Source organism: Streptomyces sp. Tu 2975, assembly GCF_009832925.1.
In the GTDB taxonomy this organism is placed as follows: Bacteria; Actinomycetota; Actinomycetes; order Streptomycetales; family Streptomycetaceae; genus Streptomyces.
This window is the reverse complement of the sequence record NZ_CP047140.1, coordinates 4468524-4488539: the sequence shown is the minus strand read 5'-3', so window position 1 is coordinate 4488539 and position 20016 is coordinate 4468524. Positions and strand designations below refer to the sequence as shown.

The following is a 20016-nucleotide window of genomic DNA, read 5'->3' as shown; positions in this document are numbered from 1 at the left end:
CCGCACCCGTCTTGTCGCACACGTCTTGAGGAGCCGCCTGATGTCCGACTTCGTACCTGGACTCGAGGGAGTCGTCGCGTTCGAGACGGAGATCGCCGAACCGGACAAGGAGGGCGGCTCGCTCCGCTACCGGGGCGTCGACATCGAGGAACTGGTCGGGCACGTGTCGTTCGGGAACGTGTGGGGCCTGCTCGTCGACGGCGCCTTCAACCCGGGCCTGCCGCCCGCAGAACCGTTTCCGATCCCGGTGCACTCCGGCGACATCCGGGTCGACGTGCAGTCGGCGCTGGCGATGCTCGCCCCTGTGTGGGGTCTCAAACCGCTGCTCGACATCGATGAGGCGCAGGCCCGTGACGACCTCGCGCGGGCAGCCGTGATGGCGCTCTCGTACGTGGCACAGAGTGCCCGTGGCCAGGGTCTGCCGATGGTGCCGCAGAGCGAGATCGACAAGGCGGAGTCCATCGTCGAGCGGTTCATGATCCGTTGGCGTGGCGAGCCCGACCCGCGGCATGTCAAGGCCGTCGACGCGTACTGGACGTCGGCCGCGGAGCACGGCATGAACGCCTCGACGTTCACGGCCCGTGTCATCGCGTCCACCGGCGCGGACGTCGCGGCTGCGCTGTCCGGCGCGGTGGGCGCGATGTCCGGTCCGCTGCACGGCGGCGCGCCGTCCCGGGTCCTCGGCATGATCGAGGAGATCGAGCGGACCGGTGACGCGACGGCGTACGTGAAGCGTGCCCTGGACAAGGGTGAGCGGCTGATGGGCTTCGGGCACCGGGTCTACCGCGCGGAGGACCCGCGGGCCCGTGTGCTGCGCCGTACGGCGAAGGAGCTGGCCGCGCCGCGCTTCGAGGTGGCGGAGGCGCTGGAGAAGGCGGCGCTGGAGGAGTTGCACAACCGCCGCCCTGACCGGGTGCTGGCGACCAATGTCGAGTTCTGGGCCGCGATCATGCTGGACTTCGCGGAGGTCCCGGCGCACATGTTCACGTCGATGTTCACGTGTGCCCGTACGGCCGGCTGGTCGGCGCACATCCTGGAGCAGAAGCGCACGGGCCGGCTGGTGCGTCCGTCGGCGCGTTATGTCGGCCCTGCCGGCCGCAGCCCGCGTGAGATCTCGGGCTACGAGGACATCGTCGGCTGACGGCGGGCGGCCCGCCCGGTCGCGGCCCACTGGGCTGACGGCGGGCTTCCGGGCGGGGTGTGCGCGCCCCGCCCGGCTCAGCCGAGCGCCTCGTCCACGAGCGCCGCCCACTGCGCCACGACCCGTTTCCGGCGGGCCGCGTCGTCGGTGAGGAGGTTGGCCAGGCCCAGGCCGCGGGCCATGTCGAGCAGTCCCTGGACGGTTTCGCGGACGCCCGGGCGGGACTCGTCCGCGTTCAGCAGGCGGACGGCGATGCGGTGGGTCTCGCGGCCGACCTTCGCCTCGAGTTCGGTGACCCGGGGGCGCAGCTGTTCCTCGTCGGACGCGGCCACCCACAGGTGGAGCGCGGCCCGGAACAGCGGCCCGGTGTAGAGGTCGACGAGTGCCGCGACGACGGCGGCGCGGTCCTGCGACGGGAGTTCCCGCAGCGCTTGCGAGCGTTCCTCGGCCACGTATTCGACGGCGGCCGTGAACAGGTCCTCCCGGGTGGGGAAGTGGTGTTGTGCCGCCCCGCGTGAGACGCCGGCCCGTTCGGCCACTACCGAGACGGTGGAGCCTGCCCAGCCGACCTCGGCCAGGCAGGCCACCGCGGCCTCCAGCAGCCGCTGCCGGGTCGCCCGGCTGCGGTCCTGCTTGGGGGCCTTGGCGGTCGGTGGCGTCACAACACCCATGCGGGGTCCCGTCGTTCGAGGAAGGCCGTCATCCCTTCGCGCGCCTCGGACGATGCGAACAGCGACGCCGAGCGCTGGACCAGGTCCTCCGCGTCCTGGTCGAAGGCTTCCAGCACCCTAGCCGTGACCAGTTCCTTCGATGCCGCCAGCCCCTGGGGGGAGGCCCTGCGCAGCCCGTCGAGGAGCGGTGCGAGGGCCGTGTCGACGTCGTCCGCGGTGAGGGTGAGCAGCCCGGTGCGGGCGGCCTCCGCCGCGTCGAAGCGTTCCCCGGTGAGGTAGTAGCGTCCGGCGGCCCGGGGGTCCATGCGGGGAAGCAGCGGCAGGGAGATGACGGCGGGCGCGACACCGATGCGGACTTCGGTGAATGCGAAGTCGGAGTCCGAGCTGGCGGCGGCGATGTCACACGCGCCGACGAGGCCGAGGCCGCCGGCCCGCACATGGCCGGTGACCCTCGCCACCACTGGCTTGGGGAGCGTCACGATCTGCCGGAGCAGTCCGACGAACGTGTACGGGTTGGGCGGTGACTTGAGGTCGGCGCCCGCGCTGAACGTGGAGCCGGTGTGCGTGAGCACGACGGCGCGTACGTCGCCGTCGTGGGCGCACTTCCCGAGCGCTTCCGTGAGCTCGCCGACGAGTCTCGCCGTCAGGGCGTTGCGGTTGGCCGGCGAGTCCAGGGTCAGGGTGGTGATGCCGCGCTCGTGCGTGGTGGCGATGGTCACGTGCTACTGCTCCTTCGTACCGTTCTCGCGGGCCCGCAGTTCCCGCCGGAGGATCTTCCCGGACGCGGCGCGGGGGACGGCGCCGATGAACTCGACGCGGCGGATCTTCTTGTACGGGGACACCTGGGCGGTGACGAAGTCGAGGACGTCCTCCTCCTTCAGGTGTTCGCTGCCCTGCTGCCGTACGACGTACGCCTTCGGTATCTCGTTGCCGTCGTCGTCGTTGACGCCGATGACCGCCGCGTCCGCGATCGCTTCGTGGGTGAGCAGCAGCGCCTCCAGCTCCGCGGGGGCGACCTGGTAGCCGTTGTACTTGATGAGTTCCTTGACCCGGTCGACGACGAACAGCCAGCCGTCGTCGTCGACGCGCCCGACGTCGCCGGTGCGGACCCAGCCGTCCGCGTCGATCATCGCGGCGGTGGCGTCCGGCCGGCCGAGGTACCCCTTCATCACCTGCGGGCCGCGGATGGCGATCTCCCCTTCCTCGCCGGTGCCCAGTTCCCTGCCGGAGCCGTCCAGGTCGAGGATGCGCATCTCGGTGCCGGGCAGCAGGAGGCCCACGGTGCCGGGCGGAGGGTTCTCCGCGGTGAGCGGTACGACGTGGGTGCCCGGTGAGAGCTCCGTCATGCCGTACGCCTGCCGTACCGGCGGCAGCCCGAGCCGTTTCGAGCATGCTTCCGCGAGGCTCGCGTCGAGCGGGGCGGCGGCGCTGAGGATGTATTCCAGCGACGAGAGGTCGTAGGTGGCGACGGCGGGGTGCTTGGCGAGCGCGAGGACGATGGGCGGGGCGACGTACAGCCCGTTGATGCGGTGTTCCTGGATGGCGCCGAGGAAGGTGTCGAGCTCGAAGCGGGGCAGGACGACGACGGTCGCGCCCTGCTTGAGCGGGGCGTTCATCAGGGCGGTGAGCCCGTAGATGTGGAAGAAGGGCAGGACGGCGAGGATGCGGTGGCCCTGCCCAGCCGGGGCGACCGGTTCGAGCTGCGCCAGGTTGGTGGCGATGGACCGGTGGGTGAGCATCACGCCTTTGGGGACGCCGGTCGTGCCCGACGAGTACGGCAGGGCGGCGACGTCGTTCGACGGGTCGATGGTGACGTCGGGTTCCGGCGCGGTGGAGCCGAGCATGTCGAGGACGCTGACGTGCCCGTCGGCGCGGTCACAGACGAAGATCTCCTCGATCCCCGCGGCGAGTTCGGCGGCTCTGCGGGCCACCTCGAGCAGCGGGGAGACGGTGACGATCCAGCGGGCGGAGGAGTCGCGCAGTTGCTTGGCGAACTCCTCCGCCGTGGCCAGCGGATGGACGGTGGTGACGGCGGCGCCGGCGCGGGTGGCGCCGTAGAACACGGCCGGGTAGGCGACCGTGTTGGGGCTGTGCAGGGCCAGGACGTCGCCCTTGCGCAGGCCGGCGTCGGCGAGCGCGGCGGCGATGCGCCGGTGGAACCGGTCGAGTTGCCGGTAAGTGACGGTGGTGCCGTTCACTCCGTCGACGAGGGCGACGGTGTCTCCGTATTCGGCGGCTCTCGCGAGCACGCTCTCGTGGATGGGCTCGACGACTGCGGGGACATCTGCGTAGCTGCTGCGGAACACCATGTGTGCGCTCCCTCGGCGTGTGTGGACGGCCAGAATGTCGCCTCTCAGTACGACTTGGGGAGACCCAGGGACTGGTGGGACACGTAGTTCAGGATCATTTCGCGGCTGACCGGGGCGATCCGGGCGACGCGGGCGGCGGCGATGAGCTTCGCGAGGCCGTACTCGCGTGTGAGTCCGTTGCCGCCGAGGGTGTGGACCGCCTGGTCGACCGCCTTCACGCATGCCTCTCCGGCGGCGTACTTGGCCATGTTCGCGGCCTCGCCGGCGCCGATGTCGTCGCCGGCGTCGTACAGGGCGGCGGCCTTCTGCATCATCAGCTTCGCGAGCTCGAGTTCTATGTGGGCCTGCGCGAGGGGGTGGGCGACGGCCTGATGGGCGCCGATGGGGGTCTTCCAGACCTGGCGGGTCTTCGCGTACTCGACGGCCTGTGTGAGGGCGTAGCGGCCCATGCCGATGGCGAAGGCGGCGGTCATGATGCGTTCGGGGTTGAGCCCGGCGAACAACTGGAGCAGGCCCGCGTCCTCTCCCCCACAGCCTTCGGCGTGGGAGGTACCCCCACCGACGAGCGCGTCGGCGGGCAGTCGTACGTCGTCGAGCACGAGCTCGAACTGCTTCTCCTGCGCCTGCAGTTCCATGTCGATCACCGACCGGCCGAAGCCCTGCGCGTCGCGGGGGACGATGAACAGGCACGGCTTGAGGCTGCCCGTCCTCGCGTCCTCCGTGCGGCCGACGATCAGGGTCGCGTCGGCGATGTCGACGCCGGAGACGAAGACCTTGCGGCCGGTGAGTATCCATCCGTCGCCGTCCCGGCGGGCGGTGGTGGTGATCCGGTGGGAGTTCGATCCGGCGTCGGGCTCGGTGATGCCGAAGGCCATGGTGAGGCTGCCGTCGGCGAGGCCGGGCAGCCACTGGCGCTTCTGCTCGTCGGTACCGAAGCGGGCGATGACGGTGGCGCAGATCGCGGGCGAGACGATCATCATGAGGAGGGGGCAGCCGGCCGCGCCGGACTCCTCGAGGACGAGGGACAGCTCGCTGATGCCGCCGCCTCCGCCGCCGTACTCCTCGGGGAGGTTCACACCGAGGTAGCCGAGCTTGCCTGCCTCTGCCCACAGGGTGGCACGGTCGAAGCCGGGGCCGTGCCGGCGTCCGAGGGCGGCGACGGCTTCCCGCAGGTCCTTGTGCTCCTGGGTCTCCATGGCGTTCATGACGCGGTGTCCTCCTGTGCGTTGGCGGCTTCGCGGACGGTTTCCGTGGCGGCTTCGGCGACCGGCCGGGCGACGGCTTCCGTGGCGGTCTCCGTGACGACGGCGAGCAGGGCGCCGACCTCGACCTGGTGGCCGGGGACGGCGTGGAGAGCGGTGAGCGTGCCGGAGGCGGGCGAGACGATCCTGTGCTCCATCTTCATGGCCTCCAGCCAGACCAGCGGCTGGCCCTGGATGACCTCGGCGCCTTCGGCCACGCCGTCCCCGATCCGTACGACGGTCCCGGGCATGGGCGCGAGCAGCGATCCGGGTTCGGCGCGGTCCTGCGGGTCGGTGAAGCGGGGCCGGGGGGTGAGGGCGTGGGCACCGGCGGGCGAGTCGACGTGGACGGTGTCGCCGCGGTCGGTGACGTCGTAGTTCCGTACGACTCCGTCGATCTCGAGGGTGACGCGGTGCGGCTCGGCCCGTACGACCCGGGTGCCGGGGCGGTCGGTGAGTTCGAAGCCGCCGTCCCTGGTGGGCCGGTAGCGGATCTCGTGGTCGCCGTAGCCCTTGACCTGGTCGGTGGAGGGCAGGTTGCGCCAGGCGCCGCCGAAGCGGCCCGCGCGCCCGGCCGCGTGGGCGAGTGCCGCGGCGACGGCGGCGTGCTCCCCGCCGGGGGAGGGCCGGGTGAGTTCGGCCAGGTTCCGCTCGTAGAACCCGGTGTCGAGCAGTCCGCCGGTGAAGTCGGGGTGCTCCAGCGACGCGACGAGCAGCTCCCGGTTGGTGACGGGGCCGTGCACCCGTGCCCGGCGGAGGCTGTGCGCGAGCTTGCGCACCGCTTCGGCACGGGTGGGTGCCCAGGCGATGACCTTGGCGATCATCGGGTCGTAGTGGACCCCGATGACGTCCCCGTCGGCGTATCCGGCGTCGACCCGCACCCAGGGGGTGCTGCCGGCGGGGTCCGGGCCGCCCGGAGCCGCGTCCGCGGGGAAGCTCAGCTCGTGCAGCCTCCCCGCCTGCGGGGTCCAGCCGGAGGACGGGTCCTCCGCGTAGAGGCGTGCCTCCACGGCGTGCCCGTCGGCGGTGGGCGGGTGCGGCGGCAGGGCCGCGCCTTCCGCGACCGCGATCTGCAGGGCCACCAGGTCCACGCCGAAGACCGCTTCCGTCACGGGGTGTTCGACCTGGAGCCGGGTGTTCATCTCCAGGAAGTGCGCGCGGCCGTCCTCGGCGAGGAGGAACTCGACCGTGCCGGCGCCCCGGTAGTCCACGGCGCGTGCGGCGGCCACTGCCTGTGCGTGCAGTGTCCCGACCTGTTCGGGGCCGAGGCCCGGTGCGGGGGACTCCTCGATGACCTTCTGGTGGCGGCGTTGCAGCGAGCAGTCCCGGGTGCCGAGCGCCCACACCGTGCCGTGGGCGTCGGCGAGGATCTGGACCTCGACGTGGCGGCCCGCCTCGATGTAGGGCTCGACGAAGACCTCTCCGTCGCCGAAGGCAGCTGCGGCCTCGGAGCGTGCCGCCGCCAACTCCGCCGGGAGCGAGGCGAGGGTGCGGACCACGCGCATCCCCCGGCCGCCGCCGCCCGCCGCCGCTTTCACCAGGACGGGAAGGTCGTCCTCGGTGACCGAGGCGGGGTCCAGCGAGGTGAGGCCCATGAGCTGCTTGGCGCGGGTCTTGGACGCCATCGCCGCGATGGCGTCGGCGGACGGGCCGATCCAGATCAGACCGGCGTCCACCACGGCCCGAGCGAAGTCCGCGTTCTCGGAGAGGAATCCGTATCCGGGGTGGACGGCGTCGGCACCCGCCGCCTGCGCCGCTTTGACGATCGCCTCGCCCCGCAGATACGTCTGGGCGGGTGTGTCGCCGGGCAGCCGCACCGCCGCGTCCGCCTCCCGCACGTGGAGGGCCGTGGCGTCGGCGTCGGAGTGGACGGCGACCGTCGCGATGCCCAGCCGGCGGCAGGTGCGGAAGACACGGCACGCGATCTCGCCGCGGTTGGCGACAAGGACAGTGGAAATCACAGGAGGGTCCTCACATCCGGAAGACGCCGAAGCCGCCGCGCGCGCCTTCGACCGGTGCCGTGTGGATGGCGGACAGGCACAGACCGAGCACCGTCCGGGTGTCGCGCGGGTCGATGACGCCGTCGTCGTAGAGCCGACCGGACAGGAACGTCGGGAGCGACTCCGCCTCGATCTGCTGCTCGACCATGGCGCGCAGGCCGGCGTCCGCCTCGTCGTCGTAGGGCTGTCCCTTCGCCGCGGCGGAGGCCCGGGCGACGATGGACAGCACTCCGGCGAGCTGCTGGGGGCCCATGACCGCCGACTTGGCGCTGGGCCAGGCGAAGAGAAACCTCGGGTCGTAGGCCCGGCCGCACATGCCGTAGTGCCCGGCGCCGTAGGACGCGCCGATGAGCACCGACAGGTGCGGGACACGGCTGTTGGACACCGCGTTGATCATCATGGCGCCGTGCTTGATGATGCCGCCCTGCTCGTACTCCTTGCCGACCATGTAGCCGGTGGTGTTGTGCAGGAACACGAGCGGTACGTCGCGCTGGTTGGCGAGCTGGATGAACTGCGCGGCCTTCTGGGACTCGGCGGAGAACAGCACGCCCTGGGCGTTGGCCAGCACTCCCACCGGGTAGCCGTGCAGCCGCGCCCAGCCGGTGACCAGGCTCGGCCCGTACAGCGGCTTGAACTCGTCGAAGTCCGAGCCGTCGACGATCCGGGCGACGACCTCCCGTGGGTCGAACGGGGTCTTCAGGTCCTCCGGCACGATCCCGAGCAGTTCCTCGGCCGCGTACTTGGGCGGCTCGGCGGGGCCGGGGTCCGGGTGTGCCTTGCGGTGGTTGAGGCGGGCGACGATACGCCGGGCCTGGCGCAGCGCGTCGGGCTCGTCGAGGGCGAAGTGGTCGGCGAGTCCGGAGGTGCGGGCGTGCATCTCGGCGCCGCCGAGCGACTCGTCGTCGCTCTCCTCTCCCGTCGCCATCTTCACCAGCGGCGGACCGCCCAGGAAGACCTTCGACCGGTCCTTGATCATGATGGTGTGGTCGGACATGCCGGGCACATAGGCGCCGCCGGCGGTCGAGTTGCCGAAAACGACGGCGATCGTGGGGATGCCGGCCGCCGACAGGCGTGTCAGGTCGCGGAACAGGGCCCCGCCGGGGATGAAGATCTCCTTCTGGGACGGCAGGTCCGCACCGCCGGACTCTACGAGCGAGATCACCGGAAGCCGGTTGGCGTAGGCGATCTCGTTGGCGCGCAACGCCTTCTTGAGGGTCCAGGGGTTGGAGGCGCCGCCGCGTACGGTCGGGTCGTTGGCGGTGATCAGGCACTCGACGCCCTCCACCGTCCCGATGCCGGTCACGATCGAGGCGCCCACCGGGTAGTCGCTGCCCCACGCGGCGAGCGGCGACAGTTCGAGGAAGGGGGTGTCCGGGTCCAGCAGCAGCTCGATGCGTTCGCGGGCGAGCAGTTTGCCGCGGCCGCGGTGCCGGGCCACGTACTTCTCGCCGCCGCCGGCGAGCGCCTTGGCGTGCTCGGCGTCCAGTTCGGCGAGCCGGCCGAGCATCACGGCGCGGTGGGCGGTGTGTTCGGGGCCGGTCACATCGACGGCCGAGGCGAGAACGGTCACAGCAGATCCTCCGGGATGTCGACGTGCCGGGCGCGCAGCCACTCGCCCAGCGCCTTGCCCTGTGGATCGAAGCGGGCCTGCGCGGCGACCCCTTCGCCGAGGATCCCGGCGACGGTGAAGTTGAGGGCGCGCAGGTTGGGCAGTACGTGCCGTACGACGGGCAGTCCGGCGGTCTCGGGGAGCAGCGCGCGCAGCCGGTCGGCGGTGAGTTCGTGGGCGAGCCAGCGCCAGGCGTCGTCGGTGGGGGCCCATACGCCGATGTTGGCGTCGCCGCCCTTGTCGCCGCTGCGCGCCCCGGCCACGAGTCCGAGCGGGGCGCGGCGGGTGGGAACGTGCGGCAGCGGTTCCGGCAGCGCGCCGGGCCCGGCGTCGGCGAGTTCCCGGGTGACCCGCGGGTGGGGGACGGTGACGCGTTCGCCGTCGTGCAGGACGGCGGTGTGGGGGACTCCGGCCGCCTCGGTGTACGCGGCCTCGAACACGCCGTACGGGGCGCCCTTGCCGGGCGGGGCGGTCACATGGAAGCCGGGGTAGCTGCCGAGCGCGAGCTCGATCGCGGCGCTGCTCACGGCACGGCCGACGCGTTCCGCGTCGGGGTCGCGGACGATGAGCCGCAGATACGCGGCGGCGCGCTCCTCGGTGTCGGGGTCGGCGCTTTCGGTGCGGGCGAGTTCCCAGCGCACCTCGGCGGGCGGCTGCTTGCGCAGCGCGTCCTCCATCTGTTCCCGTACGAGGCGGGCCTTGGCGTCGATGTCGAGTCCGGTCAGCACGAACGCGACCTCGTTGCGCCAGCCGCCGAGGCGGTTCAGTCCGACCTTGAGCGTGGGCGGCGGTGCCTCGCCGCGCACTCCGGAGATCCGCACCCGGTCGGGGCCGTCCTGCTCGAGGCGGACGGTGTCGAGCCGGGTGGTCACGTCCGGGCCGGCGTACCGGGCGCCGCCGGTCTCGTACAGCAGTTGGGCGGTGACGGTGCCGATGTCCACGAGGCCGCCGGTGCCGTCGTGTTTGGTGATGACGGAGGTGCCGTCGGGGTGGATCTCGGCGACGGGGAAGCCGGGCCGGCGGACGTCGTGGCCGCCTCGGGCGAAGAACGCGTAGTTCCCGCCGGTTGCCTGGGTGCCGCATTCCAGGACGTGCCCGGCGACGACGGCGCCGGCGAGGGCGTCCAGGTCGTCGGGGCCCCAACCGAAGTGGGCGGCGGCGGGGCCGGTGACGAGGGCCGCGTCGGTGACGCGTCCGGTGACGACGATGTCGGCCCCCGCGCGCAGGCAGGCGGCGATCCCTCCGCCGCCGAGGTAGGCGTTGGCGGTGAGCGCCCCGGGGAAACGGGCCGTGAGGTCATCGCCTTCGACGTGGGCGACGTTCACGGGAACGCCGAGGCGGCGGGCCAGGTCGCGGACGGCTGCGGCGAGGCCGGCGGGGTTGAGTCCGCCGGCGTTGGCGACGATGCGGACGCCCTTGTCGTGGGCGAGGCCGAGGGTCTCCTCGAGCTGCCGCAGGAAGGTCCTGGCGTAGCCGAGCCCGGGGTCCTTCAGGCGGTCGCGGCCGAGGATGAGCATGGTGAGCTCGGCGAGGTAGTCCCCGGTGAGCACGTCCAGCGGCCCACCGGTGAGCATCTCGCGCACGGCGTCGAAGCGGTCGCCGTAGAAGCCGGACGCGTTGCCGACGCGGAGCACCCGGGCGCTGTTCGCGGCCTCGGGGCCGGTCACGGCTTCCCGCCTTCCGGCACGTCACCGGCCGGCGTGCCCGCGCCGGGCGCCCGCCCGGGACCGGGCGGGCCGGCGAACGCCTGGGCGATGTCCAGCCAGCGGCCGGCCTCGGCGCCTTCTGCCCGCAGTGCGAGGTCGTCGCGGTGTGCGCGCCGGGTCACCAGCAGGCAGAAGTCGATCGCCGGGCCGGTCACGCGCTGGGCCGCGTCCTCGGGTCCGTAGGTCCACCGTTCTCCGTCGGGGCCGCTCAGTTCGACGCGGAACGGCTCCGCGGGCGGGGTCAGCCCGTGCACGCCGAAAGCGAAGTCCCGGGTGCGGACGCCGAGCCGGGCCACTTGTGCGAGACGCGCGGTCGGCCGCCGTACGACGCCGAGCGCGTCGGCGATGTCCTGGCCGTGGGCCCAGGTCTCCATGAGCCGTGCGGTCGCCATCGACGCGGCGCTCATCGGCGGCCCGTACCAGGGGAACCGGGTGCCGGCGGGGGCCGAGCGGAGGGCCTCCCGCAGCCGTTCGCGGCCGGTCCGCCAGCGGGCGAGCAGTTCGCCGGGCGGCAGGGCGGCGCCGGCCTGTGCGCCGTCGTCCACGAACGAGTGGGGCGCGGCGAGCGCCTTGTCGACTTCCGCGGCGAAGCCGCCCGGGTCCGTGACGGCCGTCAGCGCGGCCGCGTCGGTCCAGGCGAGATGGGCGATCTGGTGGGCGACGCTCCAGCCGGGGGCGGGGGTCGCGGTCGCCCACCGCCCGGGATCCAGCTCTCTCACCAGCTGGTCGAGGTCTTCGCTTTCGCTGCGCAAGTCGTCGAGTACGACGGCCGGGTCGGACACGGAACGCTCCCCTGTGGGACGACGGTCTGTGCCCCGGAGCATGGCAGCGCACCTGGAAACAAGCAAGCATGCTTGCTTTGATTACTCCTGGCCGCCGACCCGCGGTGGCGGTGGAGCCGCAGGTCGAACCGCACGGCATCGCAGAATTGATTCTCTGTGAACCGAGGCCGCGGGCGGCGTACGGGCCGCGGCCTGGTCTTCGTCAGCTACCAGGCCGACCTTGTGCGGCAGTTCGAGTTCATCCGGAAGGACTGGGGGAACGACACCGGGCCCCCGGACCGCGACCGAGCGGGACGGCCCGCCGACAACGTCGGCGGGCTGCTTCGCCGCGTTATGCTCCCGGCGCCCGTTTCCCGGCCGCCGCCTGCGTCCGTACGGCGCCCATGCTCGCCACGACGACCAGCACGATCGCCAGCCCCTCCGCCGGCGAGAGCGCCTGGCTCAGCAACAGGAATCCGGCCGCCGCGGCGATCGCCGGCTCCAGGCTCATCAGCACCGCGAACGTCGCCGCGGGCAGCCTGCGCAGCGCCAGCAGTTCCAGGGTGTACGGCAGGACCGACGACATCAGCGCCACCGCCAGCCCCAGCACCAGCGTCGAGGGCACGAACAGCCGGGACCCCGCCTCCACCAGACCGAACGGCAGGCTCAGCAGCGCGGCGAAGCCCATCGCCAGCGCCAGCCCGTCCGCCTGCGGGAACCGCCGCCCCGTGCGGGCACTGAAGATGATGTACGCCGCCCACATGCCGCCCGCCGCCAGGGCGAACGCCGCGCCGACGGGGTCGAGCCGTTCGAAGCCCCCTCCGCCGAGCAGGGCCACGCCGGCGAGCGCCAGAGCCGCCCACAGAAGGTTCACCAGCCGCCGGGACGCGATCACGGAGAGGGCGAGCGGCCCCAGCACCTCGAGCGTGACCGCCGCACCGAGCGGGATCCGGTCCACGGCCTGGTAGAAGAGCATGTTCATCCCGCCCATGGCGGCACCGAAGGTGATCACGGTGGCCCAGTCGACGCGGGAGTGTCCGCGCAGCCGCGGCCGGCAGATCACGAACAGCACCAGTGCCGCGAGCACCAGCCGCAGCGTGACGACGCCCAGCGCACCGGCCCGCGGCATCAGCATCACTGCGACGGCGGCCCCGAACTGCACGGAGAGCCCGCCCGCGACGACGAGCGCGACGGGCCCGAGGGAACGCCGGGCACCGGACGGTGGCGCCCCGCCGGGCCCCTGCGCCGCGGCGCCCGCCGCCTCCGGCAGCACCACCGCCGCGGCACCGGCCTGCGCCCCTGTGCCCGTGCCCGCGGACTGCGCGTCCTTCACCCCGGCCTCCCTGAACCCTCGCCCGCCTTGTCCTTCCCAAGCTACGGATCTGTGCGTCGCGCGTGAAATGCGTTTCTCGCTGCGGTTATGCTCCACGCGTATGAGCATCGAGCTGCGCCACCTCCGCTGCTTCCTGGCCGTCGCCGAGGAGTCGAGCGTGACCAGGGCCGCGGCCCGGCTCGGCCTCACCCAGCCCAGCGTCTCCCGCGCCCTCGCCTCGCTCGAGCGCCATGTCGGCGTCCTGCTGGTGGACCGTTCCACCCACCACCTCGCGCTCACGGCGGCGGGCCGCGTCTTCCGTGACAAGGCGGCCGTGGCCGTCGCCGCCTTCGACGACGCGCTCGACACCGGGCGGCTCCCGCACCGGCCGCTGCGCCTCGGGCACGCCTGGTCGGCCCTCGGGCCGTACACGACCCCGCTGCTGCGCCGGTGGCAGCGTGAGCACCCGGACGTCCCCCTCGAACTGCTGCGGGTCGACGACCGCACGGCGGGGCTCTCCCGCGGCGAGGTCGACGCCGCCGTACTGCGCGGCCCGGTGGACACTCCCGGCCTGGCCACCGAGCTGCTGTTCACGGAGCCCCGGGTGGCCGCCGTGCCGTCGGACGACCCCCGCGCGGCGCGGGCCTCTCTGACCCTGGCGGACCTGGCGGCCGGCCCGGTCGTGCTGAACACGGTGTCCGGCCTGACCACCCTGGACCTGTGGCCGCCCGAGATCCGGCCCACGGCGACGATCACGGTCGCCAACACGGACGACTGGCTCACCGCGATCGCCGCGGGCCGCGGCGTGGGCGCTTCGACCGCGTCCACCGCCCAGATGCACGCGCACGGCGGTGTGACGTACCTGCCGTTGTCGGACGCCCCTCGGGTGCCCGTCTTCCTCGCCTGGCGCAGCGCCTCCCCCCACCCCGCCGTGCGTCAACTCGTCGGGCTGGCGAGGGTGGTGGCCCGGCCGCGCTGACGCGCACCGCCGTGGCGGGACGGACCGGGCTGCCGGCCCTCCAGGAGGAGAGTGCCGAGCCGCCCGGAGCGGCCCGTGATAGGCAGGCCGTATGAAGCGCGACGAGCTGGTGTGGTTCCTCCGCAGGAACAGGCTCGCGGTCCAGGCCTCGGCCGCACCGGACGGATCACCTCAGGCGGCGGTCGTCGGATTCGCCGTGAGCGACGACCTCGAGATCGTCTTCGACACCGTCCGGACGACCCGCAAGAGCCTCAACCTGCGGGCCGACCCGCGTATCGCCCTCGTGATCGGCTGGGACGACGCGATCACCGTGCAGATCGAGGGGCTCGCGGACTTCCCCGCCGGCGCCGAGCTGACGCGTCTCCAGGAGTGCTACTTCCGCGTGTACCCGGACGGTCGGGACCGGCTCTCCTGGCCGGGGATCACCCATGTGCGGGTCCGCCCGACGTGGGTGCGGTACAGCGACTTCACCCAGGAGCCGCCCCATGTCGTCGAGGTCTCCGCCGCGCAACTCGGCTGAGAGGCCCGGCCTCGCCGCGTCCCTCGTCCGCCGGCGGCCCGCCGAGCGCCTCACGGCCGCCTTGGCGCCCCGTCCGGCCACCACCAGGAGCAGGACGGCCGCGACGCACTTCGCAGCGCCGAACGCGCCGGCCGTTCCGCCCCGCAGCATGGAGACGAGGAGCGACCCGAGGCCCTTGTCCGCCGGGTCGACCGGGTCCACCGCGATCGCGGACACCAGCAACCTACCCACCAGGGCGACCAGCAGCAGGGCCGCACAGGACCGCGCCAGCAGACCCACGACGCCGGTCCGCCCGACGCTCTTGCGCATGGCATCCGCTCCTTCCTCGCCGGCCGCCCATCCTGCCGGATACGTGAGGTCACTTCGTGACCGGTCCCTCGTCCGGACCGTCCGCCAGGACCTCCGCGAGGTGCCGGGCCCGGCGGCCGGCGAGTTGCTCGAGCTGAGTGCGGCAGGAGAAGCCGTCGGCCAGCAGTTCGGTGCCCGGGGCGGCCGAGCGTACGGCGGGCAGCAACTGCTCCTCCGCGCACGCCACCGACACCTCGTAATGCCCCTTCTCGAAGCCGAAGTTGCCCGCGAGGCCGCAGCACCCTCCGCTCAAGACACCCTGAAGACCGGCCCGTTCCCGCAGGCGGCGTTCCGCCGCGTCGCCGAGGACGGCGTGCTGGTGGCAGTGGGTCTGGCCCGCCACCGGGCGGCCGATCCGCGGCGGTTCCCATCCGGGGGCGGCGCACTCCTCCAGGGCCTGTGCGAAGGTCCGCACCGACGCCGCCAGCCGGGCCGACCTCGGGTCGTCGCCGAGCAGCTCGGGGAGGTCGGTCTTCAGGGCGGCCGCGCAGCTCGGCTCCAGCACGACGACGGGCGCATCGAGTTCGAGCAGCGGCTCGACGACGTCGAGCGTGTGGCGCATGACCTTGCGCGCCCGGTCGAGCTGTCCCGTCGACACATAGGTGAGCCCGCAGCAGACCCGGCCGGGCGGCAGCACGATCGAGATGCCCGCCGCCTCCATGACCCGTACCGCGGCCCGTCCGGCGGACGGTGACAGGTGGTCGGTGAAGGTGTCCGGCCACAGTACGGCCGTCCGGTCCTTCTCCAGCACTTCGGCCCGTTCGCCCATGTGGTCGCGCAGCCATCGGCGGAAGGTTTCCGGCGCCAGGCGCGGCAGGTCCCGTTCCGGCGCGATGCCGCCGAGCCGTTTGGCGAGCGCGGCGAGCGGCCGCACCCGGGCCGCGGCGTTGAGCAGCGGTGCGAGCGGCGCGGCGGCCCGCAGCCACTGCGGAAGACGGCCCATGGCGTAGTGGGCGGCGGGGCGGCGGCGGCCCGCGTAGTGGTGGTGCAGGAACTCCGCCTTGTAGGTGGCCATGTCGACGCCGACCGGGCAGTCGCTCCGGCAGCCCTTGCAGGAGAGGCACAGGTCGAGCGCGTCGCGCACCTCGGGCGAGCGCCAGCCGTCGGTGACGATCTCCCCGGCGAGCATCTCGTGCAGCAGCCGCGCCCGGCCACGGGTGGAGTGCTGCTCCTCGCCGGTGGCCCGGTACGAGGGGCACATCAGGCCGCCGCCCGCGGCGGCGTCCTCGGTGCGGCACTTGGCCACGCCGACGCAGCGGCGCACCGCGCCCGCGAAGTCGCCGCCGTCCTGCGGGTAGCCGAAGGCGACGTCGACGGGCCGGGCGGGGAGCACGGCGAAGCGCAGGTTCGCGTCCAGCGGGGCGGGGCGTACCAGCATGCCCGGGTTCATGCCGCCGGCCGGGTCCCACAGGTCCTTGAACCGGCCGAAGAGGCCGACCAGTTCGTCCCCGTACATCTTGGGCAGCAGTTCGGCGCGGGCCTGCCCGTCGCCGTGTTCGCCGGACAGGGAGCCGCCGTGGGCGACGACGAGGGAGGCGACCTGTTCGGAGAACGCGCGGAAGCGGCGGACGCCGTCCTTGCTCAGCAGGTCGAAGTCGATGCGGACATGGACGCAGCCGTCACCGAAGTGCCCGTAGGGGGTGCCGCGCAGGCCGTGTTCCGCCAGCAGGGCGCGGAAGTCGCGCAGATAGGCGCCGAGGCGGGCGGGTGGCACGGCGCAGTCCTCCCAGCCGGGCCACGCCTCTCCGCCGTCGGCCCGCCGGGTCGCGGTGCCCGACGCGTCCTCCCGCAGCCGCCACAGGGCGCGTACGGCGGCCGGGTCGTCGACGATCGTGCCGTCGAGGGCGTCGGCGGCCCGCATGATCCGCTCCCCCCGGTCCCGCGCCTCCGCAGCGCTGTCGCCGCCCGTCTCGACGAACAGCCACGCCCCGCCCCGCGGCAGGCCGTGGCCGGCGGGCACCAGGTCCTCCGCCATGCCTTCGACGGTCAGCGGGCCGTGGGGCAGGAGGCCGGCGGCGGCTTCCGCGGCGGCGCTCTCGTCCGGGTAGCCGAGGACGGCGAGCGCCCGGGCCGCCGGGGCGGCCACGAGCCGCACGGTCGCCTCCGTGAGCACGGCGAGGGTCCCTTCGCTGCCGCAGAACGCGCGGGCGAGGTCGGTGCCCCTCTCCGGCAGCAGCGCGTCGAGCGCGTAGCCGGAGATGCGGCGCGGCATACCGTCGGGGAAGCCGGTGCGCAGCAGGGCGAGGTTGCGGTCGACGAGGTCGGTCAGGCCGGGCGGGGCGTCGTGCGGCGGGCCGCCCCGGGCCAGCCGGTGGCGGGTGCCGGCGTAGGTGAGGACGGACAGGGTGTCGACGTTGTCGGCGGTGGTCCCCCAGGCGACGGAGTGGGATCCGCACGCGTTGTTGCCGATCATCCCGCCGATCGTGCAGCGGCTGTGCGTCGACGGATCGGGGCCGAAGAGCAGGCCGTGCCCCCGTACGGCGTCCTGGAGCCGGGCCTGGACGACTCCGGGCTGCACGCGGGCGGTCCGCTCCTCCGCGTCGACGGCCAGGACCTTGTTCATGTGGCGGGTGAAGTCCAGGACGACACCGGTGCCGGTGGCCTGTCCGGCGATGGAGGTGCCGCCGCCGCGGGGCACGACGGGGACGCCGTGGTGCCGGCACACGTCGAGCACCGCGGCAACGTCGTCGGCGTCGCGGGGGGCGACGACACCGACCGGGACGCGGCGGTAGTTCGAGGCGTCCATGGTCGTCAGGGCCCGGGCGGCGGCCGAGAAGTCCACGTCACCGACGACGGCGGCCTTGAGCGCGCGGGCCAGTTCGCCCGTATCCCTGATGTGTTCAGCCATGCTCTCCAGAATGACTCCTCCGGCCGCCGACGCACCGGCAGGAAACGTGTCACTTGCACACGTTGTGCGCCCCCCGTGAAGTGGGAAGCACCACGACCTTCCCCAACTGATCGTCAACCCTCCTATAGTGACGACGACTTCGCCAGGAAGCAGCGGCTCCAGTTGCGCCCCCGTCACCCCGGAAGGCACCACTCGATGACCGGCACCTCCGAGAAACGATGACCCGCGCCACGACCCGGGCGACCCCCGGAAGCGCGCTCGCGGGCGCGGACGCCCCCGCGGGCGGCGGCGCGGACCTCTGCGCGCTCAAGATCGCTGTGGTCGGCGGTTTCGGCGCCGGCCGGTCGACGATGGTGCGTTCGGTCAGCGAGATCCGTCCGCTGCACACGGAGGCGGCGATGAGCGCGGCCACCCCAGTGAGTGACGCCGGCGTCCGGGTCCCGGCCAAGACGGCGACGACGGTCGCGCTGGACTTCGGCCGCATCACGATCGACGAGCAGAGGGTCCTGTATCTGTTCGGCACCCCCGGACAGGAACGTTTCCGCTTCCTCTGGGACCGGCTGCTCCGCGGTACCACCGGTGCCGTCGTCCTCGTCGACACCCGGGCCCTGACCGACGCCTGGTACGCGATCGACCGCCTGACGCACCACGGCACGCCGTTCATCATCGCCGTCAACGACTTCGGCGGCCCCTTCCGTTCGGAGGAGGAGATCCGCGCCGTGCTCGCCCTCCCGGCCGGCGTGCCGCTGGTCGAGTTCGACGCCCGGGACCACTCGTCCAGCAAGTTCGTGCTGATCGCCCTGGTGGAACATCTGCGCGCACTCGGCAGCGGCAACGGTGTCTGACCTGGCGGTCGGGCGCGCTCGCACCGTCTCAGCCGCCGGACCGTGTCCCCGCCGTGCGGCCGGACCGGTATACGCTCCGAACGTGGCTGATATCCAGATTCCCGCTGACATCAAGCCCGCCGACGGCCGTTTCGGCGCGGGCCCCTCCAAGGTGCGTACGGAGGCGCTGGACGCGCTGGCCGCCACCGGCACCTCCCTCCTCGGCACGTCCCACCGCCAGGCCCCGGTCAAGAACCTGGTCGGCGAGGTCCGTGACGGCGTGCGCGAGCTGTTCTCCCTCCCCGAGGGATACGAGGTGATCCTCGGCAACGGCGGATCCACCGCCTTCTGGGACATCGCGACCCACGGCCTGATCGAGAACAAGTCCCAGCACCTGTCGTTCGGCGAGTTCTCCTCCAAGTTCGCCAAGGCCGCCAAGCTGGCGCCGTGGCTGGCGGACCCGACGGTCATCTCCTCCGACCCCGGCACCCACCCGGAGCCGCAGGCGGAGCAGGGCGTCGACGTCTACGCCTTCACCCACAACGAGACCTCCACCGGTGTCGCCGCCCCGATCCAGCGGGTCGCCGGCGCCGACGACGGCGCGCTCGTCCTGGTGGACGCCACCTCCGGCGCGGGCGGCCTGCCCGTCGACATCGCGCAGACGGACGTCTACTACTTCGCCCCCAGAAGTCCTTCGCCTCCGACGGCGGCCTGTGGATCGGCGTCTTCTCTCCCGCCGCCCTCGAGCGCGCGGCCCGCGTACACGGCTCCGGCCGGCACGTCCCGGAGTTCTTCTCGCTGCCGACGGCGATCGACAACTCACTGAAGAACCAGACGTACAACACCCCGGCGCTGGGCACCCTCTTCCTGCTGAACGAGCAGCTGAAGTGGATCAACGGCCAGGGCGGCCTCGACTGGTCGGTCCGCCGCACCGCGACCTCCTCGCGCACCCTGTACGGCTGGGCCGAGGCGTCCAAGTACGCGACCCCGTTCGTCGTCGACCCGGCGAAGCGCTCGCAGGTCATCGGCACGATCGACTTCGCCGACGAGATCGACGCGTCCGCGGTCGCCAAGGCGCTGCGTGCGAACGGCATCGTCGACACCGAGCCGTACCGCAAGCTGGGCCGCAACCAGCTGCGCGTGGCGATGTTCCCGGCGATCGACCCGGCGGACGTCGAGGCACTGACGGCGTGCATCGACTACGTGATCGAGAAGCTGTAGCAGCGGACCGAGCGGCGAAGGGCCCGGCGGACACCGCCGGGCCCTTCGCCGTACCGGAGCGGCCGTGCCCTCACCCCGACTGCGCCTTGATGTGGTCGAGCACCTCGGCGAACTCCACCGTCGGCGAGAACTCCACCACGTCGGTGTCCTCCAGAGCCTCCGGAGCATGGCCGGGCGCCCAGTAGTACGCCTGGCCCGCCTCGTAGGTCTCCTCGCCGGAAGCGGTCCTCATCCTGATCCGGCCGTTCACCAGGAATCCCCAGTGGGGGCACTGGCACAGGTCGCCCGGCAGGCCCTTGACCGCGGGCCTCATGTCCGTGCCCTTGGGCAGGTGGATGAAGGCGACGGACAGGCCGCCCCCGGCCTCTTTCATTCTCAGCTCCACTCCGCCGCCCTCGAGTACGACGGGGGTCTCCTCGCGCGTGGTCGAGGTCATGATCGCCTCCACGGCCGGGACCGTTCGGCATGACGGCCCGTCGGCCTCCTTCCAGTCTCGACCCGATGGTGCGCGGGGTCGACACGTGCA

At 72.8% G+C, this 20016-nt stretch carries 15 protein-coding genes and 1 pseudogene; 5 read left to right on the top strand and 11 right to left on the bottom strand.

The window, feature by feature from the left end; all coding sequences use genetic code 11:
- The first annotated feature begins 40 nt into the window (after positions 1-40).
- Positions 41-1141: a citrate synthase 2 gene (locus GLX30_RS19940; RefSeq protein ID WP_159690741.1), complete on the top strand. Its 1101-nt coding sequence runs from the start codon at positions 41-43 to the stop codon at positions 1139-1141.
- Between the two features lie 77 nt (positions 1142-1218).
- On the opposite strand, the gene GLX30_RS19935 is transcribed toward GLX30_RS19940, so the two are convergent.
- From GLX30_RS19935 to GLX30_RS19895, 9 genes are all read right to left on the bottom strand, one after another.
- Complete coding sequence (locus GLX30_RS19935; protein ID WP_159690738.1) at positions 1219-1812, bottom strand: TetR/AcrR family transcriptional regulator; 594 nt, start codon at positions 1810-1812, stop codon at positions 1219-1221.
- The gene (locus tag GLX30_RS19930; protein ID WP_159690735.1) at positions 1800-2531 is read right to left on the bottom strand and encodes an enoyl-CoA hydratase family protein; all 732 of its coding nucleotides are present in this window, start codon (positions 2529-2531) and stop codon (positions 1800-1802) included. Before GLX30_RS19930 ends, GLX30_RS19935 begins: the two co-directional genes overlap by 13 nt.
- 3 nt (positions 2532-2534) lie before the next feature.
- Entirely contained in the window at positions 2535-4121 is a 1587-nt protein-coding gene (locus GLX30_RS19925) for a 4-coumarate--CoA ligase family protein (protein ID WP_159690732.1), read from the bottom strand.
- A 44-nt stretch (positions 4122-4165) separates the two neighbouring features.
- Positions 4166-5326, bottom strand: coding sequence for an acyl-CoA dehydrogenase family protein (locus GLX30_RS19920; protein WP_159690729.1), 1161 nt, complete (start codon positions 5324-5326; stop codon positions 4166-4168).
- Positions 5323-7323 carry a biotin carboxylase N-terminal domain-containing protein gene (locus GLX30_RS19915; protein ID WP_159690726.1) on the bottom strand — a complete coding sequence of 667 codons (2001 nt, stop codon included), beginning with the start codon at positions 7321-7323 and terminating at the stop codon, positions 5323-5325. Before GLX30_RS19915 ends, GLX30_RS19920 begins: the two co-directional genes overlap by 4 nt.
- A 10-nt stretch (positions 7324-7333) precedes the next feature.
- Entirely contained in the window at positions 7334-8932 is a 1599-nt protein-coding gene (locus GLX30_RS19910; RefSeq protein ID WP_159690723.1) for a carboxyl transferase domain-containing protein, read from the bottom strand.
- Complete coding sequence (locus tag GLX30_RS19905) at positions 8929-10638, bottom strand: acyclic terpene utilization AtuA family protein (protein WP_244258227.1); 1710 nt, start codon at positions 10636-10638, stop codon at positions 8929-8931. Before GLX30_RS19905 ends, GLX30_RS19910 begins: the two co-directional genes overlap by 4 nt.
- On the bottom strand, positions 10635-11459 hold the full coding sequence (locus GLX30_RS19900) for a TIGR03084 family metal-binding protein (protein ID WP_159690720.1): 825 nt from the start codon (positions 11457-11459) through the stop codon (positions 10635-10637). The genes GLX30_RS19905 and GLX30_RS19900 overlap by 4 nt, the downstream gene beginning before the upstream one ends.
- 331 nt (positions 11460-11790) lie before the next feature.
- Positions 11791-12708 carry an EamA family transporter gene (locus tag GLX30_RS19895; protein WP_208545587.1) on the bottom strand — a complete coding sequence of 306 codons (918 nt, stop codon included), beginning with the start codon at positions 12706-12708 and terminating at the stop codon, positions 11791-11793.
- A gap of 163 nt (positions 12709-12871) precedes the next feature.
- On the opposite strand from GLX30_RS19895, the gene GLX30_RS19890 reads away from it, so the two are divergent.
- The gene (locus GLX30_RS19890) at positions 12872-13729 is read left to right on the top strand and encodes a LysR substrate-binding domain-containing protein (protein WP_159690712.1); all 858 of its coding nucleotides are present in this window, start codon (positions 12872-12874) and stop codon (positions 13727-13729) included.
- A gap of 91 nt (positions 13730-13820) precedes the next feature.
- Positions 13821-14249 (top strand): pyridoxamine 5'-phosphate oxidase family protein, encoded by a 429-nt coding sequence (locus GLX30_RS19885; protein WP_159690707.1) that lies wholly within the window; start codon positions 13821-13823, stop codon positions 14247-14249.
- A gap of 358 nt (positions 14250-14607) precedes the next feature.
- On the opposite strand, the gene GLX30_RS19880 is transcribed toward GLX30_RS19885, so the two are convergent.
- Complete coding sequence (locus GLX30_RS19880; RefSeq protein ID WP_159690704.1) at positions 14608-17445, bottom strand: FAD-binding and (Fe-S)-binding domain-containing protein; 2838 nt, start codon at positions 17443-17445, stop codon at positions 14608-14610.
- Between the two features lie 218 nt (positions 17446-17663).
- On the opposite strand from GLX30_RS19880, the gene GLX30_RS19875 reads away from it, so the two are divergent.
- Positions 17664-18290, top strand: coding sequence for an ATP/GTP-binding protein (locus tag GLX30_RS19875; RefSeq protein ID WP_159690702.1), 627 nt, complete (start codon positions 17664-17666; stop codon positions 18288-18290).
- A gap of 82 nt (positions 18291-18372) precedes the next feature.
- Positions 18373-19490: pseudogene (serC, locus tag GLX30_RS19870) on the top strand (phosphoserine transaminase).
- A 70-nt stretch (positions 19491-19560) separates the two neighbouring features.
- On the opposite strand, the gene GLX30_RS19865 reads toward serC, so the two are convergent.
- Positions 19561-19926, bottom strand: coding sequence for a hypothetical protein (locus tag GLX30_RS19865; protein WP_159690699.1), 366 nt, complete (start codon positions 19924-19926; stop codon positions 19561-19563).
- Positions 19927-20016 lie beyond the last annotated feature (90 nt).

What these genes read in the sequence shown, in the direction of transcription:
- GLX30_RS19885 (WP_159690707.1), top strand. Translation starts at nt 13,821, where the DNA reads ATGAAGCGCGACGAGCTGGTGTGGTTCCTCCGCAGGAACAGGCTCGCG.
- GLX30_RS19865 (WP_159690699.1), bottom strand. Translation starts at nt 19,926, where the DNA reads ATGACCTCGACCACGCGCGAGGAGACCCCCGTCGTACTCGAGGGCGGC.
- GLX30_RS19940 (WP_159690741.1), top strand. Translation starts at nt 41, where the DNA reads ATGTCCGACTTCGTACCTGGACTCGAGGGAGTCGTCGCGTTCGAGACG.
- GLX30_RS19925 (WP_159690732.1), bottom strand. Translation starts at nt 4,121, where the DNA reads ATGGTGTTCCGCAGCAGCTACGCAGATGTCCCCGCAGTCGTCGAGCCC.
- GLX30_RS19875 (WP_159690702.1), top strand. Translation starts at nt 17,664, where the DNA reads ATGACCCGCGCCACGACCCGGGCGACCCCCGGAAGCGCGCTCGCGGGC.
- GLX30_RS19920 (WP_159690729.1), bottom strand. Translation starts at nt 5,326, where the DNA reads ATGAACGCCATGGAGACCCAGGAGCACAAGGACCTGCGGGAAGCCGTC.
- GLX30_RS19890 (WP_159690712.1), top strand. Translation starts at nt 12,872, where the DNA reads ATGAGCATCGAGCTGCGCCACCTCCGCTGCTTCCTGGCCGTCGCCGAG.
- GLX30_RS19880 (WP_159690704.1), bottom strand. Translation starts at nt 17,445, where the DNA reads ATGGCTGAACACATCAGGGATACGGGCGAACTGGCCCGCGCGCTCAAG.
- GLX30_RS19935 (WP_159690738.1), bottom strand. Translation starts at nt 1,812, where the DNA reads ATGGGTGTTGTGACGCCACCGACCGCCAAGGCCCCCAAGCAGGACCGC.